We start from the raw sequence: 20,473 nt of genomic DNA, 5'->3' as shown, positions 1-20,473 counted from the left end.
TCAAAGGAATATGTTTTCCACCAGCTCCGAATTGCACCTGTTTTTTCGGTGATTGTGCTGGGAAAACTCTGCCCCCTAGGGAAAAGTGCTGGAATTGTCATATTTTTTGGGAGCCCTGATCCGGCTTTTTTTTCTGTCCCTGGGGGCCTGGCCCTTGCCAGCGGACCGGCCGGGGGCGTCAGGAGTTACATGGTAGCCCGGAATGTGATTTTATCATCCTGAAGGAGCCGGTGCAGGTAGCGGGCGCTGTTTTCGGCGCCGGTCAGGCAGATATGGTCGGAAGAAGGGGCTCTCTTTCGCCTGAGCTGGGCCTCCAGGAGGGTGTGAAGTTGATCCGGATGGACGTCCTTCTCGGGCAGCAACCGGAGCTGGTCGCCGACGTGGTGGCGCAGCAGACGCAGGTGGAGCTGTTGCTCACCATCCCGCATCTCTCTCAGGAGGACGACCGCCGGTATTCCGGTATGGAGGATATCGACCACACTGTTGTATCCTCCGTAGATAACAGCGGTCCGCGAGTTGACAAGGGCCTGGACGTAGCTGGCCGATACCGGTTCTACCCGGACGTGGTCAATGGCTCTCAAACTGTCCAGATGGCGCTGCCAGAGCGGATCGGGCAGGTCCGGGACAAAGATGGTCCACAGGCCCGGACCGGGTCCGAACCGGTGTAGTACGTCCGGGAGCAGGCCCAGGAGTTCGAGGGTCTGTTCACCCTGCCATGGGATGGCCATGGTCCCGGCCATGGTCGGGACTGTCCCTGGTGGCGATTCGGCCTGGAAATGGAGAAGCTGGGCCAGGCGGCTCACATAGCCGCACTCCACGGGCTCAGTGCCGAACCGCTGCCGGAGCTGCTCCAGGTGGTCGGTGCCGAGTACGCGGCTGTCCCCGTACCAGAGTATACCATGGTAGCTGGAGCGAAAGAGCTCCGCCGCCAGGTCGGAGCGGGTCTGCGGTACGGCCCCGGTCACTCCGCGGACGCCGAGTACCCACCTGGTTCGGTCTTTCTGGCTTGTTTCAATGGCCCGGAGCAGTTCCCGGTGCTTGCCCTGGGGCTGGTGATCCACCAGCACCATCCTGGGCCGGTAGAGGCGGACGAGATCTTCGAGCATCCTGGTCCGCAGTCGGCCAAGCTCCTGGTCGCTGTAGCCGCTTTTGCCGGTAATGCCGCGGGATCGGCCATTAATGACCCTGGTCTCGTAGGAGGGCAGTTTGATCCAGTCCAGGGGGACGTTGCCGATAAGTTCCCGGGAAAAGCTGCAGCCGGTTACCAGGGCCACTCGCAGGCTGGGATAGAGGCGCCTGATGGCCATGCCGATGGCGATGGTCCGGCTGGCATGGCCCAGTCCACGGCCATCGTGGGCATAGAGAAGGATATCGAGTCGTGGCATCTCCGTCATGGTCGATGTATTGTAGTACACTCGCGGATGACCGCCAAGGGACAAAATCTTCGCCTGGCCGGAACAAAGAGATATTTGATTACCACTGAAATTCAGCCACCGATGCCTGAAGGTGTCGGCCTCCCTTGTTTCACGGGTGTCTGTGGCCTGGATGGCCACAGTCAAGCCCCCAGGGACGGGTTTATGGCGTCCCGTGAAACAAGTGAGGTCGACACCGGTTTCAATGCTGAAGATTGGTGGTAATCACAAAGAGATATTATTGATGCGCCTTGCCTATTACATGCCTTTCAAGTCGCCCGACGCCCCCAATCCCTCCGGGGACCAGGTGATCGGCCGGGAAATTCTCTCCTTTTTGAGAGACAGTGGCCAGGAGGTGGAGGTGGCCAGCAGGCTGCGCTGCCGCTGGTTTTACTGGAAGCCGTCGGCCTGGCTGCGCCTGCTGCTCGAATACAGGAGGGTGGTGCGCCGCTACCGTCACAACCCGCCTGATATCTGGTGTACCTATCATTCCTACTACAAGGCTCCGGACCTGCTGGGCATGTCGTGCGCCCGCCGGTTGGGGATTGCGTATGTAGTGTTCCAGGGGATCTATTCCACCAAGAGAAGGCGCAGTCTGAAAACCCTGCCTGGTTTTCTTATCAACCGGAAGGTGCTGCAGGCGGCCTCCCTGGTCCTTACTAACAAGTTGGTGGATGAGAAAAATCTTCTCAGGCTGCTGCCCAGGGAAAAGGTGGTCTATATCGCTCCCGGGCTGTATCCCGAAGAGTTTTCCTTTGATCCCCAGGCCCGGAAGTCTCTTTGCTCCCGCCTTCAACTGCAATCACCGGTGATCCTCACCGCAGCCATGTTCCGGCCTGGGGTCAAGACCAGGGGCATTCTACAGGTGATCGAGGCCTGTGCTTTGTTGAGGGAACAGGGACAGCGGTTTCATCTGCTGATTGTCGGCGATGGCCAGGAACGGCAGATGCTGGAACGGGCGGCCCGGGACCAGCTTGGGAAGGAGTACTGTTTTGTCGGTAAGGTAGAGCGGGCAACACTGTACCAGTACTATTCCGCGGCCGATCTCTTTGTATTTCCTGGAATCGAGGAGTCCCTGGGCATGGTCTATCTCGAGGCCCAGGCCTGCGGCCTGCCGGTGGTGGCCTGTGGTGACTGGGGTGCTGCCACCGTGGTCCGCCACGGTGTGACTGGCCTGCTCTCGGCGGCCCGGGAACCGCAACGGTTCAGGGCCCATATCCAGACCCTGCTGGATGATCGTGAAAGGCGACGGACCATGGGCCGGGCGGCCCGGGAGCATGTGAAGGTCCGCCATGATCTGCGGAAAAACTATCAGCTCATGCTCCGCCGCCTGGAGCAGCTCTGCCGGCCGGACTGATACGACTTTGTTTACCTTTCGCCTCTCCGCCTGGCCAGGAGCTCTTCCACTTTCTTCCGGCACCGGCGTCCGCCGCAGGAACCGTTTCCTATCCCAGTGAGCCGGGCCACGGCCTCGAAACTGTCGGCGCCGGTATCCACGGCCTCGATGAGCCGGTGGAGCCGGATACCCTGGCAGATACAGCCGGGCTTGAGGCGGGCCATCATGTCCTGGTCGAGATCCATGGGCGCAGGGATTTGAGTTGGGAGGCCGGACCTGTCACCGGTCCATGATTTCCCGGATTCTGGCGGTCAGGACCGAGGGAATGACCGGTTTGCTCAGCAGCTGGATGCCCGGCTCCAGGATCCCCTGCTTGACGATCAGGTTGTCGGTATAGCCGGAGATGAACAGCACCTTGAGGTGGGGATAGACGGCCTGCAGCCTGGAGGCCAGTTCCTTGCCGTTCATGCCGGGCATGATGACATCGGTGAGCAGAAGATCCACATCCGGAGCCTTGGTCTGCACCAGCTCCACGGCCTCTTCACCGGTGGCGGCCTCGAAGATGGTATAGCCGATGGGCGTGAGGGTGTCGGCGAGCAGTTGACGGACCGATTCCTCGTCATCGACCACCAGGATGGTCTCCCGGCCGCCGGGCATGGATTTTTTCTCCTGGACAGAGACACCGGGCGAATCAGTTTCCTCACTGGCCAGGGGGAAATAGATCTTGAAGGTGGTCCCTATTTCCGGTTCGCTGTAGACAAAAATATGACCCTTGTGCTGCTTGACGATACCGTAGACCGTCGCCAGGCCCAGGCCGGTCCCCTTGCCCTGTTGCTTGGTGGTGAAGAAGGGATCGAAGATCCGTTCCAGAACCTCCCGGGGGATGCCTTTGCCGGTATCTGTGACACAGAACATGGTATAGGTGCCGGGGGATATTTCCGGATGCCGGCTGGTATAATTCTCATCCAGGACCACTGTCCCGGTCTCGAAAATCAACTTACCTCCTTCTGGCAGGGCGTCCCTGGCATTGACCGCCAGGTTCATGATGACCTGCTCGAGCTGACCCGTGTCACCCTTGATCGGGCCGAGATCATCCTGGATACACAGCTCGATGGAGATGTCTTCGCCGATGATCCGGCTGAGGATTCGGGTCATGTCGTGGAGGATCGTATTGAGGTTGACGGTCTCCATGTGGAGAATCTGCCGGCGGCTGAGAGCCAGGAGCTGCTCGACCAGGTGGCTTGCCTTGCGCCCGGCCGACTGGATAGACTCGATACTTTTTTTCACCGCCGGATCAAGGTCGCGCCGCATGAGGAGCAGCTCGCTGTAGCCGACCACGGGGGTGAGGAAATTGTTGAAATCATGGGCTATGCCGCCGGTGAACCGACCGATGGATTCCATCTTCTGGGCCTGGAAGAGCTGGCTCTGTAAACTTTTTTTCTCTTCCTCGTCCTGTTTGCGACGGTTGATGTCGGTGGCGATCTCCATCCGCACGATGCGGCCGTCTGTCCAGTGGATGGCCTGGTCACGGCATTCGAACCAGTCCCCGGTGACCAGGTTCTGATGCTCCCATACATGGGTGGGGCCCGGGGTCCCGTCCTCGTTCAGAAGATACTTGTTGGTGCAGAATTCACATGGTCCGTCCTGGCCCGACTGCAGGGTCTGCCAGCAGATCTTGCCGGTAATGTCGCCCCAGATTTCGGCTCCGTAGCGGTTGATGAAGAGGATTTCATAGGTCTCCATATCCGCCACGTAAACCAGGGCGTCGAGACTGTCCATCACTGTCTGGAAGCGGGCGGTCGAGGCCTGCAGTTCCCTGTTGGCCTGCTGCAGGGCCCGGGTGCGTTCATCGATCCGCTGGGCCAGGGTAGTGTTGACTTCGTGGAGGGAGCGTTCGACCTTTTTTCGCTCTTCGATTTCATCCTGGAGCTTTGCCCGGGCCGTGACCAGACGATCCTGTATCCGGCTGGCATGGCGATAGAAAAAGAGAAACAGCAGGCCACCCATAAGGACGGAGAAGGCCGCCAGGACACCGGTGAGGCGATAAAGGCGGGCGGTTTCGTCGGTGATGTCGTTGAGCAGGACAATGTCGGAGATATAGGAGTCGTCTGGATTGATCAGCGGGATGGTCTTGCCGGCATAGACCTGGTTGTCCGCCTTGAAGGTGAAGATCTGGTTCGGCCGTTTCGCCATGGCCCTGTTCAGGGCTTTCACCATGGTGGGGGACAGCCGGTCCAGGGTGGAGGCCAGGAAGATGTAATCGGAAAAGGTGTATGCTGATCCCGCACCTCTGGCCGTCCCGAGCCGCTCCCTGATCTGGTTGTTCTGGAGGATGGTTTTCCTGGCCAGGAAGATGAGGTCTACCCCGAGGACCTGCTTGATGTTGCCGGTAATGGCGTCGATCCCCTTGGCATGGGCCAGGTAGCCCAGCAGTTTGCCCTCATGGTAGAGTGGGTAGAAAACCCTGAGTTTCAGGTTGCCGCGCACTCCGACGACCACCTTGGAAAAAATCTTTCCGGGCCGTGCAGCTTCGGGCTTCAGTCTGAAATGATAGAGATAATCGCCATGTTTCTCCGGTTGATGGGAGCGATAGAAAACCTTGCCGTCCGCTTCCAGGAAGGCAAAGCTGGTTATGGCTGCATCGTTTCGCAGCTGACGGTAGATGTGGTTGTACACCTGGGCCAGCCGGTTCCGGTCCCGGTCGCGGAAGGCCTGGATGATCCCGGGATTCTCGCCGTAGATCCGCAGCAGGTTGTCCATGAGCAGGGCGTTATGGGCCATGGAGGAACTGAACAGCTTGCGGGCGGCATGAACCTGCCTGTCCACCGAGGTGTTGATGTGTTTCTGCTGGAGCCAGGCAAGGCTGACCATCAGGAGCACCAGGAGAGAAATTAAAACGACCCCGACCGGGATGAGTATCCGCCTTCTGATGGATTTTGTTTCGTCGGGTACTGTCTTCATGAAGTGTTATGGGAAATGGGTAACCGGATTCCAACGGTATCCCGGTGGTGAACCGGGTGCTGCCACCACCCGGGGAAAACACGGGAGGTGGCAGCGCCTGTGGAAACTTATCCCTGGTAGAGCTCATCCAGGGCCTGGAAAAGATTGAGCCGGGTGGTGTTGAACTCCCGGAGAAGCGTCCGGGTTTCCTCCAGCTGCCCCTGGTTGACCGCGGCGACGACCTTGCGGGCCAGGGCGTGGACCTTTTCGTGCTCAGTTATTACCCGGGGATAGACGGGGTGGTCCTTGAGGTGCTGGCTTTCGGGGCTGGCCAGCCACTTGCCGAAGTTGCACTGGTGCTCGGTGGTGACCTCCTGGGGCTGCATATGGATCCGTCCCTTGACGATGTCATTCAGGCGGCTCTTCCAGGCCAGGTGATCCCGCTTGACCCGGCCGATGTCGAATCTCTCCGGACCGATGTTGAAGTTGGCCACCATCTCCTTCATCTCGCCGGCCAGGCTTGCCAGTTCGTCCACGTTGCTCTTGACCTCTTCACTGTCCTCGGCCGAGCGGACGGCGTTGACCTTCACCTCGTGGATGTCTCTGGCTATTTCGCCGACGACCATGGAGCCCTGGGCGACGTTTTCATTGACTTCCTGGATGCCCTGCGAGGCCTGGGAAATGTTGTCGGATATCTCCCTCGTTGTTCTGGCCTGTTCCTCCACCGAGAGGGCGATCTCGGAAACCGTATCGTTGATCTCGTTGATGACCTCGGATATCTCGACAATCTCCGTCACAGTGGTGCCGGTGGTCTGCTGGATGCCTTCGATCCGGCCGCGTATCTCCTGGGTCGCCTCGGCGGTCTGCTTGGCCAGTTCCTTGATTTCGTTGGCGACCACGGCAAACCCCTTGCCGGCCTCGCCGGCCCGGGCCGCCTCGATGGTGGCGTTGAGAGCCAGGAGATTGGTCTGTTCGGAGATCTCGGTGATGACCTCGGTGACCTTGTTGATCTGCTGGGCCGCCTCACCGAGTCGGTTGACATTGTCGGTGGTGCTGCCGGCCCGGGAAACGGCCTTGCCGGTGATGGACTGGGCCCGTTCGGCGTTCTGGGCGATCTCGTCCACCGTGGAGGTCATCTCCCCGATGGCGGCGGCGATCATGTTGATGTTGGTTGAGGCCTGCTCAATGGCCGCGGCCACGGAATTCATGTTGGCGCTCATCTCTTCGGCGGCCGTGGCGACCAGGCTTGATTTCTCCGAGGTGTGGTCCGATCCTTCGGTCATCTGCTGCGAGACCCGGTTGAGCTCCTCCGAGGCGATGAGCAGGGTATCTGCCCCCGCTGGATGTCGGCAAACATCTTCTGCAGCTGGGAGGCCATCTCGTTGAGGGCCATGGCCAGCTGGCCGATTTCGTCCTTCTGATCAATGTCCAGCCGGCCGCTGAAATCACCGCTGGCCAGGGTCTTTGCGAAGTCCACTGTTTTCAGCACCATGCCGGTGATGGAGCGGGCCATGATCAGGCTGAAGACAAAAGCCACCGCCACGCCGAGGAGGATGGCGATGAGTATAAGCCGATCCGAGACGGATGCCGCCTTGAGGGCGCTTGCCTGGGCCCTGTTGATGTTTTCGTGCACTTTCTCTTCAATGCCGCCCAGCAGCTCGAGCATCCGGGTGCCGACACCATCTGCCCGGTCATCGATTCTGCTGAGTTTTGCATTGTCCATTTCCCGCCCTGAAAGCCGCATGGTGACCATCTGGTGTATCTGGTCGATCAGCGGCTGAAAGGCGGTGTCGTGCATTTCCTGGGCCTGCCTGACAATGGTTTGCAGCTCTTTATCCCTGGTCGGGTAGATAATCCCTTCAGGAGTCTGGGCCCCATTTAAAATGGCCCTGGCAAAGGTGTCGAACCGGGACACCAGCTCCTGGTGCTGCTGCCAGGCCTTCTGCAGCTGCTCAGGCCGTTCGGCCGCGAGCATTTCCATGATCATGGTCATGTCCTGGCTGACCGAGAGCTGCATCTCGGTGGCGGCGGTCATGAGTGGAGTTGTTCTGTTTATCTCGCCGATGGAGGCACTGATCTTGCCGATCCCGTTATGGCCGATAAAACCCACACCGATCAGGATCAGGATGACAACGGAAAACGAGGCCAGCAGTTTGTACACAAAACGAAGATTGTTGAGCATGCGGGAAAGTACTCCTCTGTGGTAGCGATTAGTCTCTCGCTATTTTGTTGTTTTGCTAGTGGAACATGGAATATGGCCATGATTAAGTATAGCAAGTTGTGTCAATTCTAGGAGGTGGCGGGAGGGATTGCAATAAAAAAGAAACGGCTTGGCCTGGGGCGGACAACCGGCGGCGCGGGGTGCAAAACATCAGGATTGCGGTTTGCACCAGGACGTCTGGCGCAGCCAGGTGACCAGTTCGTCGGCTGGCAGGGGCGGCAGACATAGAAGCCCTGTATCATGTCGCAACCCATCTGGGTAAGTTGTCTGAGAATCTGTTCGTTTTCCACCCCTTCGGCCACCACGCAGCAGTCGATGGAATGGGCCAGATCGATGGTTGACTGGACAATGGCCTTGGAGTCCTCGTTGTCAAGGATATCCCGGATAAGGGATTTGTCTATCTTGATTTCCTGAACCGGGAACTTGCGCAGGTAGGCTATGGAGGAGTAGCCGGTACCGAAATCATCCATGGACAGCCTGATGCCGAGATCCCGCAGCATGTGCACCACCTTGAAGACCCGCTCCTGGTCCATGACCATGGAGCTCTCGGTGAGTTCCAGGCAGAGCTGGGAGGGGTCGAGTTCGAATTTGTCCAGCAGCTTGCGGACCGCGGCAGGAAAGTCCAGGTCGTGGAGGTTCTTGATGGAGAGGTTGACCGATACGGTGAGCGATACGGACTCCCGGGACCATTTTTTGATCTGCCCCATGGCCTCGCCAAGGACCCAGAGGGTGAGTGTCTTGGAAAGTCCGGCCTGTTCCACCAGCGGAATGAAGTCGTTGGGGTAGATGTATTTTCCCTGGGGATGGTGCCAGCGGATCAGGGCCTCCAGACTGCAGGGCTCCTTCTGCTGGAGGGCGACTTTGGGCTGGTAGTGGAGGACAAACTGCTTGCGCTTGACCGCATCGCGCAGCTGGCCCACCATGATCAACCGGTTCCAGGTGGAGCGGTCCTGTTCGGCATCAAAGACCGAGTAGACCACCTCGTTCCGTTTGGCCTCATACATGGCGATGTCGGCATGCTGGATCAGGGTTTCACTGTCCTGGCCATGTTCCGGGAATATGGCGATGCCGATACTGATGCCCACATTCAGGTTATGGCCTTCAATCATGAACGGCTGGTCGATGACCTCGGCGATATGCTGACACATCCGGATGGCCTCTTCCTCGCCGCTGCGGAGCAGGACGCCGAACTCGTCACCGCCCAGACGGGCCAGGGTATCCGATTCCCGGCGAAAGACCCTGCTCAGCCGGTGGGCCACTTCCTGGAGAAGATAGTCACCGTAGAAATGGCCCAGGGAGTCGTTGATCTCCTTGAACCGGACCAGATCCATCATCAGAATGGCCAGAGGCTCCCGGTTGCGCCGGCACATGGCCAGGGTGGAATCGAGCCGTTCCTGGAAAAGCGTCCGGTTGGGCAGCTCTGTGAGCTCGTCATGGGTGGCCCGGTGGCGTTCCTTCCTGGCCAGCAGGTCCATATGATCAATGGTGATGTTGGACAGCCGGACCACGGTGATGACAAAGATGGCGCCGCCAAACAGGATAAGCGAGGTGATGATATTATCCATCGACATGGCCGATTCGTTCATCATGAACCCATAGGTCATGTAACCGCCGATGAAGAGGAGGACCAGGAAGGCGAGAAATTTCCACCCCGTACAGATCCGGTCGTTTTTATCGCAAATCTTCTTGATGCAGAAAAGCGACAGGGCCAGCAGGATGACCCCGATGAATATCAGAGCAGTGCAGAGAAACTTCAAGTCATAACGTCCTTAAATTAATTAAAAATGAATGCCAACGTTATCCGCAGCGGCCGGAAATCAACCGCTTCCTTGTCTGTCGGCTGGGCCAGGCTCGAAGAGAATATACAGGAGCTGGATTGCGGGTCTGTTTTTCAAAAAAAGGCTGATAGTTGGCATGAAAAAATCTGATATGTTAGCATAATATGGGATGTATTGGAAGGAGAACGGCCGTTTTTATTCAGTATTCCTGTTGTCCTGCAGGCGGGAATGCAGGATTGCGGCCAGGACCGGGCCGATACCGGGAAGGGCAGCCAACTCGTCCGGCGTGGCCTGGCAGAGACGCCGGTAACTGCCAAAAGTTTCCAGGAGCAGTTTTTTCCGGGCCGGGCCGATGCCGGGTATCTCGTCCAGGACCGAGTGGAGGGTATGGGCATTGCGCAGCCGGCGATGAAAGGTGATGCCGAAGCGATGGGATTCGTCCCGGATTCGCATGAGATAGAGCAGTGCCGGCGAGTGGGGGGGCAGGATGACCGGGTTCTTGCGGCCCGGCAGAAACAGTTTTTCCCCTTCCTCCTCCTTTTCCTTGGCAATGGCCACCAGGTCGAAGTGGTTCGTCAGTCCCAGGTCCTGGACAACCCTGCGACCTATGTTGAGCTGACCCTTGCCGCCGTCGAGCAGCAGGAGGTCGGGCAGATCGCCTTCTTCCCGCCCCGGCCAAGTCGTCGTTCAAGGACCTCGTGCATCATGGTGTAGTCGTCGGGTTCGTCCTTGCAGCGGATTTTGAAATGGCGGTATCCGGGGGGATGTTTTTCACCCCGGACAAAACAGACCAGCGAACCCACCGCCTGTTTACCCCCCAGGTTGGATATGTCCACGCACCAGATGGTTTCCGGCCGGCGGTTGAGGTGGAGCAGTTTCTGCAGGGAGGCGGCCAGGGTCTCCCAGGCCTTTTTTTTCTTGCTCTTGTCGGCAAAGACCTGCCTGGCATTGGCGTGGGCCATCTCCATGAGCTGCATCCGTCTGCCCCGCCTGGGAACGGCCAGGGATACCGGGCCCTGGCGCAGCTCGGCCAGGTACTCGTTGATGATCGGGGCATCTTCCAGGGCAAGCGGCAGGAGGATCTCCCGGGGAGGCTGGCGACGGGCAGAGTAGTACTGGGTGATGGTCTGGGCCAGGATGGCTTGGTCATCGCCCATGGGGTCGGCCAGGAAAAACGTCTGGCTGCCGCCAAGCACTCCGCCCCGGATAAAGAGAATGGCGATGGTCACCGAGGCGTCGCGCCGGGCCAGGCCAAAAACATCCTGGTCCAGGAAATGGTTTGCCACCACCATCTGCCGCTCCACGGTCTTTTTCAGGGCCCGGATCTGGTCCCGCAGGACGGCGGCCTTTTCAAAGGCAAGATCCGCGGCGGCCTCCCGCATTTTCTCCTCCAGCCGGATCAGCACCTCCTGGTTCTTTCCTTCCAGTATGAGCAGGACCTGGCGGACCATGTCGCGGTAGCTGTCCTGGTCCACCTGGTCTGTGCAGGGGGCCAGGCAGCGTCCCATCTGGAAGTTGAGACAGGGACGGCTGCGCGACCGGACCGTTCGGCAGCGGCGCAGGGGAAAGAGGGTGTAGAGAAGCTTCAGGGTCTGACGCATGGCCGAGGGTGAGGAAAAGGGGCCGAAATATTTCGATCCGTCCCGGACCCGTTTCCTGGTGACCACGATCCGGGGCCATTCCTCCTTGACCGTCACCTTGATCAGGGGATAATTTTTGTCATCCCGGAGGATGACGTTGTAGCGTGGCCGGTGTTTCTTGATCAGCGAGGCTTCGAGGATCAGGGCCTCTTTTTCCGTGGTGGTGAGGATGGTCTCCACCCTGCGGACATGGGAGAGCATGACCGCGGTCTTGGAGTGGGGCGGGCCGGAAAAATGGGCGTACTGGGCCAGCCGTTTGCGAAGGTCGCGGGCCTTGCCCACGTAGAGGACCTCGGTGCGGCCAAGCATCTGGTAGACTCCGGGGCCGTGGCTGACGGTTTTGAGAAATTCGGTGCTGAGGGGCGAGTCGGACACGGGTCTAGACGATGTTTATCATACGGACAGCAGCAGGCTACATTTCATGGAAGGCGGCCCGGAACAGGGTCCTGGTGTACTCTTTTTTGGGGTTGCGGAAGATCTCGGCGGCCGGACCCTGCTCGACGATTTTTCCCCGGTGCATGACCGCCAGATTATCGGCCAGGGCCCGGACTACCCGCAGGTCATGGGTGATGAAGATATAGGTCATGCCGTAACGGTCCTGAAGTCGTCCCAGCAGGCCGATGATCTGGGCCTGGATGGTCATGTCGAGCGCACTGGTGGGCTCGTCGAGGATGAGCAGCCTGGGTTTGAGGACAATGGCCCGGGCAATGGCGATCCGCTGGCGCTGGCCGCCGGAAAACTCGTGCGGAAAGCGGTCTGCCATGTCCGGATCGAGCTCCACCTCCATGAGAGCCTGTTCGACGATCTTCCTTCTCTCGGCCCGGTTCCTGCCGATGTTGTGGACGCTGAGTCCTTCAGCGATGATCTGCTCCACCGACATCCGCGGCGAAAGGGAGGAAAACGGATCCTGGAACACCACCTGCAGTTCCCGGCGCAGGGGGCGCATCTGGCCGGAGGAAAGCCCGGAGAGAAGAATGTTGTCCTCGTCGGTCCCATGGTACCAGATCTGCCCGCCACAGGGGGTGAGCCGCAGCAGGCACATGCCGAGCGTCGACTTGCCCGAACCGGATTCGCCGACTATGCCAAGCGTCGTGCCCTGGCGAACTTCCAGGTCCACTCCGTCCACGGCCCGGATTACGGTCTTCTTCCGTTTAAAGAACCCATCCCAGCCGGAACTGAGAACAAATTCACAGCGGACGTCGCGCATGGTGACCAGCGGGCTGCCGCCGGCGCGGGGCTCGCGGATGGACTTGGGCATCGAGTCAAGCAGGTGGATGGTGTAGGGATCCTCGGGGGCGGAAAAGATCTTGTCCAGGGTGCCCTGCTCAACGATCCGTCCCTGGTGCATGATCGAGACCGAGTCGGCGATCTTGCGCACCATGGGCAGGTCATGGGTGATGAGCAGCACCGCCATGTGGAATTCCTCCTGCAGGTCTTTGATCAGTTCCAGGATCTGGTCCTGGATGGTGACGTCCAGGGCGGTGGTCGGTTCGTCGGCGATGAGCAGGTCGGGGCGGCAGGCCAGGGCCATGGCAATCATGACCCGCTGGCGCTGGCCGCCGGATAACTGGTGCGGGTAGGAGTCGATCCTGTACTCGGGCTGCTGAATGCCGGTCCGCTTCAGGAGGGCGATGGCCCGCTCCCTTGCCTCGTTGCGCTGCATGTGCTGGTGGAGCATCAGCGGTTCGATGAGCTGGTTGCCGATGGTGTACACCGGGTTGAGCGAGGTCATCGGCTCCTGGAAGATCATGGCGATCCGATTGCCGCGCAGTTCACGCAGGGTGTCCCGATCCATGGTGAGGATATCCTGGTCATGGAACAGGATCCTGCCCGAGGTGCGGACCCTGGAGATATCCTCCAGGAGCCGGAGGATGCTCAGGGCCGTCACCGATTTGCCGGAGCCGGATTCACCAACCAGGGCATGGGTTTCGCCCTGTCTTATCTGCAGGCAGATTTCGTGGAGGACCTCGGTCTCGCCACCCTCTGGCTGGGTGCCCTGAAAGGAAAGGGAGAGCTTGTCGATGGTCAGTAAGTTGTTCATGATTGGCCCTATCTTTGCCTCAAGACCGGACCCAGGGCAAGGGTTTGCATTGCCTGGCGGGCCGATGACAGGTAAGGTGGGGAAAATGATTGGTCCTATCTTTTACCTCAAGACCGAATCCGGGGCAAGGATTTGCATTGCCTGACGGGCCGATGACGGGTAAGGTGGGAAAAATAAGAGTTCCCGGAACGTAGACCCTTAGCTTTCGATGCCTGTGCGCTTTTTCTGTACCTGTCTGTTTCTTTTCCTTTTTCTCTCTGCCCAGCTGCTGCAGTCCCCTGTTGTACGGGGGATGACCATTGGCGAGGAGCGGGAGATCGGCGAGAAGTTGCTCTACACGGTGCGCTCCCAGTTCAAGCTGCTGGATGACCCGGATATATCACAGTATATCAATGGGTTGGGCCGTGATGTGCTCACCGTGGCCGGTCTGCAGTACTTCAAGTACCATTTTTTCGTGGTGGCCAGTGACGAGTTCAACGCCTTTGCCGCTCCGTCCGGACTGATCTTTTTTTTCACCGGCCTCATCAGGACCATGGATGATGAAAACGAGCTGGTCAGTGTCATGGCCCATGAAATCGGCCATGTGGTCAGCCGCCATATCGCCCGTCGGCTGGAAAAGGACGCCAAGGTGGGCGCGGCGACCACGGCCCTGGCCATCGCCAGTATGGCCCTTGGCATCCCCGGGCTCTCCCAGGGGCTGATGACCGGTTCCCTGGCTGCGGGACAGGCTTTAAGCCTGCATTTCAGCCGCCAGGATGAGGAGGAGGCCGACCGGCTGGCATTCACCTGGATGGACAAGCTCCGCCGCGATCCCCGGGCCATGGAGCAGATGCTGCGAACCATGCGACGGATAACCCGCTACCGCTCCGGGCAGGTACCGGCCTACCTTCTGACCCATCCGGATCCCGAGGCCAGGCTTAGCTATGTACAGTCGCTCATCGAAACGGATGAAAACCAGAAAAAACATCAGTACTACAGGAAAATCGATAATTTCGACTTTCTGCGCTTCAAGTACCGAATTCTGGTCCAGACCGAGGACCCACGCCAGCTGCGGATCATGCTGCAGTCGGTGCTGACCGGTCCCGGCAGTGATCAGGAGAAGATTATGGCCCGCTATGGCCTGGCCCTGCTCGAGGCCCGTGAACTCAACATACAAAAGGGACTCGACGAGCTCGAACAGGTGCGGCGCCGCTATCCGGACCGCACCATTCTCAAGGTGGACCTGGGGGACATGTACCTGGAGGGTGGCCAGGTGGACCGGGCCCTGGAGCTGCTCCATCAGGCGGTCAAGCGCGATCCCACCGACATGTACGCCGCCTTTGTCCTGGCCCGGGCACTGGCCGGCAAGGGGGAGAAAAACGAGGCCAGAAAACTTTACCTGACCGTGGCCCGGGAGATGCCGGAATATCCCAGGGTGTATTTCGAGCTGGGACGGATTGAGTCCGAGGCCGGCAGGGAAGCGGAGAGCCGTTTTTACCTGGCCAAGTACTATCTCTACGGGGGGCGGATGAAGCTGGCCAGGCAGTATCTGAAAAACGCGGCCCGTGATGAAAAGCTCCCGGTCTCCATGCGCCGGGAGGCAGAGGATATCCTCAAACGTCTTAAAAAGCTGAAAGACCTGTAATTCGAAGAAGTCTTGCTGTCTTTCAGATACAGAATCTGGTCACCTCCCTGCTGATCTCATATACATCAGGGACGGCGGCCGGACCATGTTCCGGGGCGGGTGGCCGCCTGTCCGGGACGATCGTAAACACCTTTATTTTTTGGAGACAGTAATGGCTGAAGCGAAAACAGGAGACAACGTCAAGGTTCACTACACCGGTACCCTGGAAGACGGGACCGTATTCGATTCCTCCCAGGGACATGATCCGCTGGAGTTCACCCTTGGCAGCGGTCAGGTGATCCCGGGCTTTGAAGAAGCCGTGCTCGGCATGGACCAGGGAGAATCAAAAAAGGTGACCATCCCGGCGGACAAGGCCTATGGCCAGCGTAACGAGGAGATGGTGATCACCGTGCCCCGGGAACAGGTACCCGAGGACATCAACCCGGAGGTTGGTCAGCAGCTGCAGATGGGCGGTCCTGACGGACAGGTTGTGGTGGTCGAGGTGGTCGAGGTGACCGAGGAGCACATCATTCTCGATGCCAATCCGCCCCTGGCCGGCAAGGATCTGACCTTTGATATCGAGCTGGTTGCCATCGGCTGAACACATCCCGGCGGTGGTTTCCGCCGCCTCACTGTTGCTCAGGGCTTGGATTGCCTGAAACCAGTGGGGCCCCTGGCTTCTGCGGCCACGATTTCGTGGTCGCAGGGGCGGCGGGTCGGTTTCAGCAGATTCTCGGCAGTGGTTCGCCGGTGAGCGGTTCCACCAGCCGGGCCCCGCCGGAAATGGTGGTCAGAACCACCCGGCCGGGATGGACATCGGTCACCCGGCCGATGATGGCGCTCTCCCTCCCCTCGGGCGTGGCGCGCATGGTTTCAAGGATCAGTTCCGCCTTTTCCGGGGCGGCAAATACCACGCACTTCCCTTCATTGGCCAGATAGAGCGGGTCAAGCCCCATGAGCTCGCAGGCCGCCCGTACCTCCCCCTGCACGGGGATGGCCTTTTCCTCTATTTCCATACACAGACCGGTTGTCTTGGCAATTTCACTGAGCGTTGTCCCCAGGCCGCCCCGGGTGGGGTCCCGCATGGTGTGTACGGCGTGGGCTGCCTGGTCCAGGATATTTTGAACCAGAAAATGCAGGGGCCGGGTATCGCTTTGCAGATTGCCGTCCACCTGTAATCCCTCGCGGCTGGTGAGGATGGTGATGCCGTGGTCGGCCAGGGTACCGGAGAGAATGATGACATCGTCCTTGACCGCCTGGGTGGCTGATACCTCGACGCCGTCCCTGATAACGCCGATCCCGGAGGTGTTGATGAAGATTTTGTCCGCCTTGCCCCGGGGTACCACCTTGGTGTCGCCTGTCACCACCGGCACACCGGCATAATCGCAGGCCCTGGCGATACTCCTGACGATCTCCTCCAGGGTGTCCATGGCCAGCCCTTCTTCAATGATCAGGCCCAGACTGAGGCACAGGGGCTTTGCCCCGCGCATGGCCAGGTCGTTGATGGTGCCGTTGACGGCAAGTTCGCCGATATTGCCGCCCGGAAAGAAGATGGGATCCACCACGTAGCTGTCGGTGGAGAAGGCCAGCCGGCCGGCCTGGCCATCCAGGACCGCGGCATCCTCAAGCTGGTGAAGATGGGGATTCGTCAGGTATCTGAGAAACAGGCTGCCGATGAGCTCCTGGCTGGCAAGCCCGCCGCTTCCGTGGTCAAGTACGATCTGTGTATTCATGTTTGTCTGTCCATAGAATGGTTGTCTGGTTGCCCCGGTCAGACCGCTGAGGCGGGTCGGGCTGCTCAGTCCAGGGTGCCGTAGCGGTGCCAGGCAGCGCAGGTACCCTCGGTGGACACCATGCAGGGCCCGATGGGCGAAGCGGGCGAGCAGGCGCGGCCAAAGAGCGGGCAGTCCGGCGGCTGGCAGATACCCTTGAGGATTTCGCCACACCGGCAGCCCGGAGGTTCACCACTGTTGACGATGGGGATCTCCAGTCTGCGGGTGATGTCAAATGCCCCGTACTCTTCACGCAAGCCAAGGCCGCTTGCCGGGATGGGGCCGAGTCCGCGCCAGTCGCTGTCCACCGGCTTGAAGACCTGGTCGACAATCTCCCGCGCCTTCCGGTTGCCCTCCGGGGCCACGGCCCGGCCATAGCAGTTGTCCACTGTGGGGTGGCCGCTTTGCACCTGGTTGACAAGCGAGGTGATGGCCAGGAGGATGTCGGTGGGCTCGAAGCCGGCCACCGCGCAGGCCAGACCGAATTCCTCTACCAGGAAACCATAGGCCCTGGAGCCGAGGATAACCGAGACGTGACCCGGGCAGAGCAGGCCGTCCACCTGGAGCTTGGGGTCCTCCATCAGGGCCCGGAGCGGTGGGGGGATGACCTTGGCGGCTGGGAAGATGCAGAAGTTGTCCATGTTCCTGCGGGCCGCTTCAAGGACAGTGGCACCAATGGTGGGGGTGGTGGTTTCAAATCCCACGGCCAGAAAGACGACCAGCTTGTGCGGGTTGTGCCGGGCCAGCTCCAGGGCGTCCATGGGTGAGTAGACAATATGGACATCGGCGCCAGCGGCCCGGGCCTGGGCCAGGGAACCGGTTGTTCCCGGGACCCGGATCATGTCGCCAAAGGTGGTGATGAGGATGTCTTTTCTGCCGGCCAGGTCGATAAAGGCGTCGATCACTCCCGACGGGGTGACGCAGACCGGGCAGCCGGGTCCAGAGATGAGTTCGATCTGCTCCGGCAGCATCCGGCGCAGTCCATGCCGGAATATGGCAATGGTGTGGGTGCCGCAGACCTCCATGATCCGCACCGGCCGGCTGATCTTGGCATGGAGTCTCTCTGTCAGCGAGCGAACCAGTTCCTGGCTGCGGTATTCGTCTATGTATTTCATGGCTTGTCCTTGTCTGGAAGCTGGTCAAGACCCTCGGCCATCTCCCGCATCAGTTCCAGGTTGGTCCGGGCCTCTTCGGCGTCCAGGCAGTGGATGGCGAATCCGGCATGGATGATCAGGTAGTCGCCGGTCTCCGGCATCCTGTCCACCAGGTCCAGTCGGACCTCTTTTCTGATCCCGTCGGCATCGACAATGGCAATCTGCGGATCCAGCAGGCTGTCGGTGCCGCCCTTGATTTCAACAACCCGCATGGGTATGGCAAGACACATTTTTACTTTTCCTTGAGTCAAAGAGTTATGGTTGAAGGGGTGATGGCTGTTATGAATACCTGGCCCAGGGCGATTCCGCCATCATTAACCGGTATCTGTTCGCCGCTGAAGACCCGAAATCCGTTTTCTTCAAGCCCGGTGGTCATCATCTCCAGCAACAGAACGTTCTGAAAGCAGCCGCCGCCAAGGAGAATGGTGGAGGTGGAGCAGCGGGAGGAAAGGTGATCCAGCAGGGCAAGGGTGGATCGCACAAGCCAGAGATGAAAAGACAGGGCAATGGCTGGCCCTGGAACCTCCCGGCCAAGATCCTCCAGTATCCAGTGCACCAGGGGGCGGTAATCAAGCATTAGCCTGTTGTTCTTTTTTGTGATGGTGGCGCTGTAGCGGCCACTGGCCGTCTCCGGGCCCGTGGTCTCCCAACCACTCCAGGCCAGGGTCTCCAACTCCATGGCGGCCTGGCCTTCAAAGGCGACATCCTGGCGGATACCGAGCAGGGAGGCCACTGCGTCGAACAGCCGGCCGACACTGGAAGTGGCCGGAGTGTTGATTTTTTTTTGCATCATCGTCGCAACGGTCCGCCGGATCCCGGTCGGGATTGCGGCCAGGGAACCGGGCAGGGTGGAGTCCCGGGTGATGTCCAGGCCTGCTCCGGCCAGCAGCGAAAGACCCATACGCCATATCTCCCGGGTGGCCCGGTCCCCGCCGGGCAGGGCCAGGTGAGCCAGATGGGCAAGTCGTTCGTATCGGCAGCCCTGCACGTGGAGAATCTCTCCGCCCCATACCGTTGCGTCATCGCCCAGGCCGGCACCATCATAGATGACCGCCAGTCCCCGGTCCAGGTCATGCTCGGCCATGATGGCCGCGGCGTGGGCGTGGTGATGCTGGATCCGTTGAAGTGGCAGACCCAGGGTGGCGGCGTAGCGGCTGCTAAGGTAGTCGCCATGGAGGTCGCAGGCCACCTCGGTGGGGCAGATCTCCAGGACCTGGCGGAAATACTCAATGGATTCCTCGAAAAAGACCATGTTCTCCGGTCCTTTGAGGTCGCCGATGTGCTGGCTGACAAAGGCCTGGCCATTCCTGGAAAGACAGAAGGTGTTCTTCTGTTCGGCGCCGCAGCCCAGGATGGCCCGTTCGGCTCCCTCAATGGCAAGCGGTACCGGCACGTAGCCGCGGGAGCGGCGGATCATCCGTTTCCGGCCCAGAACCACGCGGGCTACCGAGTCATCCACCCTGGTGACGATATCCCGGTTGTGGAACAGGAAAAAGTCGGCGATTCCGGACAGTCTGGCAAGGGCTTCACGGTTGCCGGTGCAGATGGGTTCGTCGCTGAGGTTAGCAGAGGTCATGACCAGGACCTGCGGGCAGCCTGGAGTGGTAAAGAGCAGGTGATGCAGCGGGGTGTAGGGGAGCATGACGCCCAGTTCACGGATCCCTGGGGCCAGTTCCGGTGACAGGGTGTTCTCTTTTTTTACTGCCAGGACAATGGGCCGTTCCTGGGAAGAGAGCAGTTCCCGCTCCTCCTCTCCGAGAAAAACAACCTGTCCGGCCTTTTCCAGGTCTGCGGCCATGACCGCCAGCGGCTTGCCATAGCGGTTTTTTTTCTCCCGCAGTTTACGCACGCTTTCGTCCGAGGCCGCGTCCACGGCCAGGTGAAAGCCACCCAGCCCCTTGATGACGACGATATGGCCCTCTGCAAGGGCACTGGCGCAGTGGATCAGGCTTTCTTTATTATCCTGGCAGAGCCTGTTGCCCTGGCGGTCATGCCAGCTGAGCACCGGCCCGCATCGGGGACATGCGTTTGGCTGGGCATGAAAGCGGCGGTCGGTCGGATCATGGTATTCCCCATCGCAGGAAGGGCACATGGGAAAACAGGCCATGGAGGTGTTCGTCCGGTCATAGGGAATGTGGCGGATGATGGTCATCCTGGGACCGCAGTTGGTGCAGTTGGTGAAGGGGTAGTGATAGCGGCGGTTGCCGGAGGAGAAGATATCGTTAATGCAGTCGGTACAGGTGGCGATATCCGGCGAGATAAGCGTGGTTTTTGTCGATCCGTCGGCACTGGGCACAATGGTAAAGTCGTCGGCCTGCGGAGATTGCGTTGCATCAGAGACCTGTATATCGGAAATACGGGCCAGGGGCGGAGGCTCTGTCTTGAGCAGATCCAGAAACCTGTCCGTTTTTCGGCAAGGTCCGGATATGAAGATCTCCACTCCTTGACCGGTGTTTGCCACAGATCCGGTTAACGCAAGTTTTTTTGCAAGGTTATAGACAAACGGTCTGAAACCGACCCCCTGAACAATACCCTGCACGCTGATTTTCAAGTGTCTGGTTTCAGGTGTCGCCATG

At 59.7% G+C, this 20,473-nt stretch carries 15 protein-coding genes and 1 pseudogene; 3 read left to right on the top strand and 13 right to left on the bottom strand.

Going from position 1 to position 20,473, the window contains the following annotated elements:
• Positions 1-185: 185 nt before the first annotated feature.
• Positions 186-1,385, bottom strand: coding sequence for a hypothetical protein (locus tag GF1_RS09070; protein ID WP_267926211.1), 1,200 nt, complete (start codon positions 1,383-1,385; stop codon positions 186-188).
• 271 nt (positions 1,386-1,656) lie between these two features.
• Between GF1_RS09070 and GF1_RS09065 the strand changes: the two genes are divergently transcribed.
• Positions 1,657-2,769, top strand: coding sequence for a glycosyltransferase family 4 protein (locus GF1_RS09065; RefSeq protein WP_267926210.1), 1,113 nt, complete (start codon positions 1,657-1,659; stop codon positions 2,767-2,769).
• An 11-nt stretch (positions 2,770-2,780) separates the two neighbouring features.
• Here GF1_RS09065 and GF1_RS09060 read toward each other — a convergent pair whose 3' ends face one another.
• The 8 genes and pseudogenes from GF1_RS09060 to GF1_RS09025 form a co-directional block, all read right to left on the bottom strand.
• On the bottom strand, positions 2,781-2,993 hold the full coding sequence (locus GF1_RS09060) for a (2Fe-2S)-binding protein (protein WP_267926209.1): 213 nt from the start codon (positions 2,991-2,993) through the stop codon (positions 2,781-2,783).
• 34 nt (positions 2,994-3,027) lie between these two features.
• Positions 3,028-5,709, bottom strand: a complete 2,682-nt coding sequence (locus GF1_RS09055) for an ATP-binding protein (protein ID WP_267926208.1) — start codon at positions 5,707-5,709, stop codon at positions 3,028-3,030.
• Positions 5,710-5,816: 107 nt separating this feature from the next.
• Positions 5,817-6,971 carry a methyl-accepting chemotaxis protein gene (locus tag GF1_RS09050; protein WP_267926206.1) on the bottom strand — a complete coding sequence of 385 codons (1,155 nt, stop codon included), beginning with the start codon at positions 6,969-6,971 and terminating at the stop codon, positions 5,817-5,819.
• On the bottom strand, positions 6,968-7,870 hold the full coding sequence (locus GF1_RS09045) for a HAMP domain-containing protein (protein WP_267926205.1): 903 nt from the start codon (positions 7,868-7,870) through the stop codon (positions 6,968-6,970). Before GF1_RS09045 ends, GF1_RS09050 begins: the two co-directional genes overlap by 4 nt.
• Positions 7,871-7,977: 107 nt before the next feature.
• Positions 7,978-9,666, bottom strand: coding sequence for a putative bifunctional diguanylate cyclase/phosphodiesterase (locus GF1_RS09040; RefSeq protein WP_267926204.1), 1,689 nt, complete (start codon positions 9,664-9,666; stop codon positions 7,978-7,980).
• Positions 9,667-9,882: 216 nt separating this feature from the next.
• On the bottom strand, positions 9,883-10,140 hold the full coding sequence (locus tag GF1_RS09035; RefSeq protein WP_267929130.1) for a helix-hairpin-helix domain-containing protein: 258 nt from the start codon (positions 10,138-10,140) through the stop codon (positions 9,883-9,885).
• 24 nt (positions 10,141-10,164) lie between these two features.
• Positions 10,165-11,636: pseudogene (uvrC, locus tag GF1_RS09030) on the bottom strand (excinuclease ABC subunit UvrC); the annotation flags it as partial.
• A gap of 103 nt (positions 11,637-11,739) precedes the next feature.
• Positions 11,740-13,368 carry an ABC transporter ATP-binding protein gene (locus GF1_RS09025; protein ID WP_267926203.1) on the bottom strand — a complete coding sequence of 543 codons (1,629 nt, stop codon included), beginning with the start codon at positions 13,366-13,368 and terminating at the stop codon, positions 11,740-11,742.
• A 208-nt stretch (positions 13,369-13,576) separates the two neighbouring features.
• On the opposite strand from GF1_RS09025, the gene GF1_RS09020 reads away from it, so the two are divergent.
• Complete coding sequence (locus tag GF1_RS09020) at positions 13,577-14,992, top strand: beta-barrel assembly-enhancing protease (RefSeq protein WP_267926202.1); 1,416 nt, start codon at positions 13,577-13,579, stop codon at positions 14,990-14,992.
• A 151-nt stretch (positions 14,993-15,143) separates the two neighbouring features.
• Complete coding sequence (locus GF1_RS09015; protein ID WP_267926201.1) at positions 15,144-15,572, top strand: FKBP-type peptidyl-prolyl cis-trans isomerase; 429 nt, start codon at positions 15,144-15,146, stop codon at positions 15,570-15,572.
• Between the two features lie 121 nt (positions 15,573-15,693).
• On the opposite strand, the gene hypE is transcribed toward GF1_RS09015, so the two are convergent.
• From hypE to hypF, 4 genes are all read right to left on the bottom strand, one after another.
• On the bottom strand, positions 15,694-16,704 hold the full coding sequence (gene hypE / locus GF1_RS09010; protein WP_267926200.1) for a hydrogenase expression/formation protein HypE: 1,011 nt from the start codon (positions 16,702-16,704) through the stop codon (positions 15,694-15,696).
• Between the two features lie 65 nt (positions 16,705-16,769).
• Complete coding sequence (gene hypD / locus GF1_RS09005; RefSeq protein ID WP_267926199.1) at positions 16,770-17,858, bottom strand: hydrogenase formation protein HypD; 1,089 nt, start codon at positions 17,856-17,858, stop codon at positions 16,770-16,772.
• Positions 17,855-18,127 (bottom strand): HypC/HybG/HupF family hydrogenase formation chaperone, encoded by a 273-nt coding sequence (locus GF1_RS09000; protein WP_267926198.1) that lies wholly within the window; start codon positions 18,125-18,127, stop codon positions 17,855-17,857. Before GF1_RS09000 ends, hypD begins: the two co-directional genes overlap by 4 nt.
• 17 nt (positions 18,128-18,144) lie before the next feature.
• Positions 18,145-20,472 carry a carbamoyltransferase HypF gene (gene hypF / locus GF1_RS08995; protein WP_267926197.1) on the bottom strand — a complete coding sequence of 776 codons (2,328 nt, stop codon included), beginning with the start codon at positions 20,470-20,472 and terminating at the stop codon, positions 18,145-18,147.
• Position 20,473: the final 1 nt, after the last annotated feature.

It is taken from the genome of Desulfolithobacter dissulfuricans, from assembly GCF_025998535.1.
In the GTDB taxonomy this organism is placed as follows: domain Bacteria; phylum Desulfobacterota; class Desulfobulbia; order Desulfobulbales; family Desulfobulbaceae; genus Desulfolithobacter; species Desulfolithobacter dissulfuricans.
The sequence above is the reverse complement of the archived record's forward strand: the minus strand, read 5'-3'. Positions and strand labels throughout refer to the sequence as shown.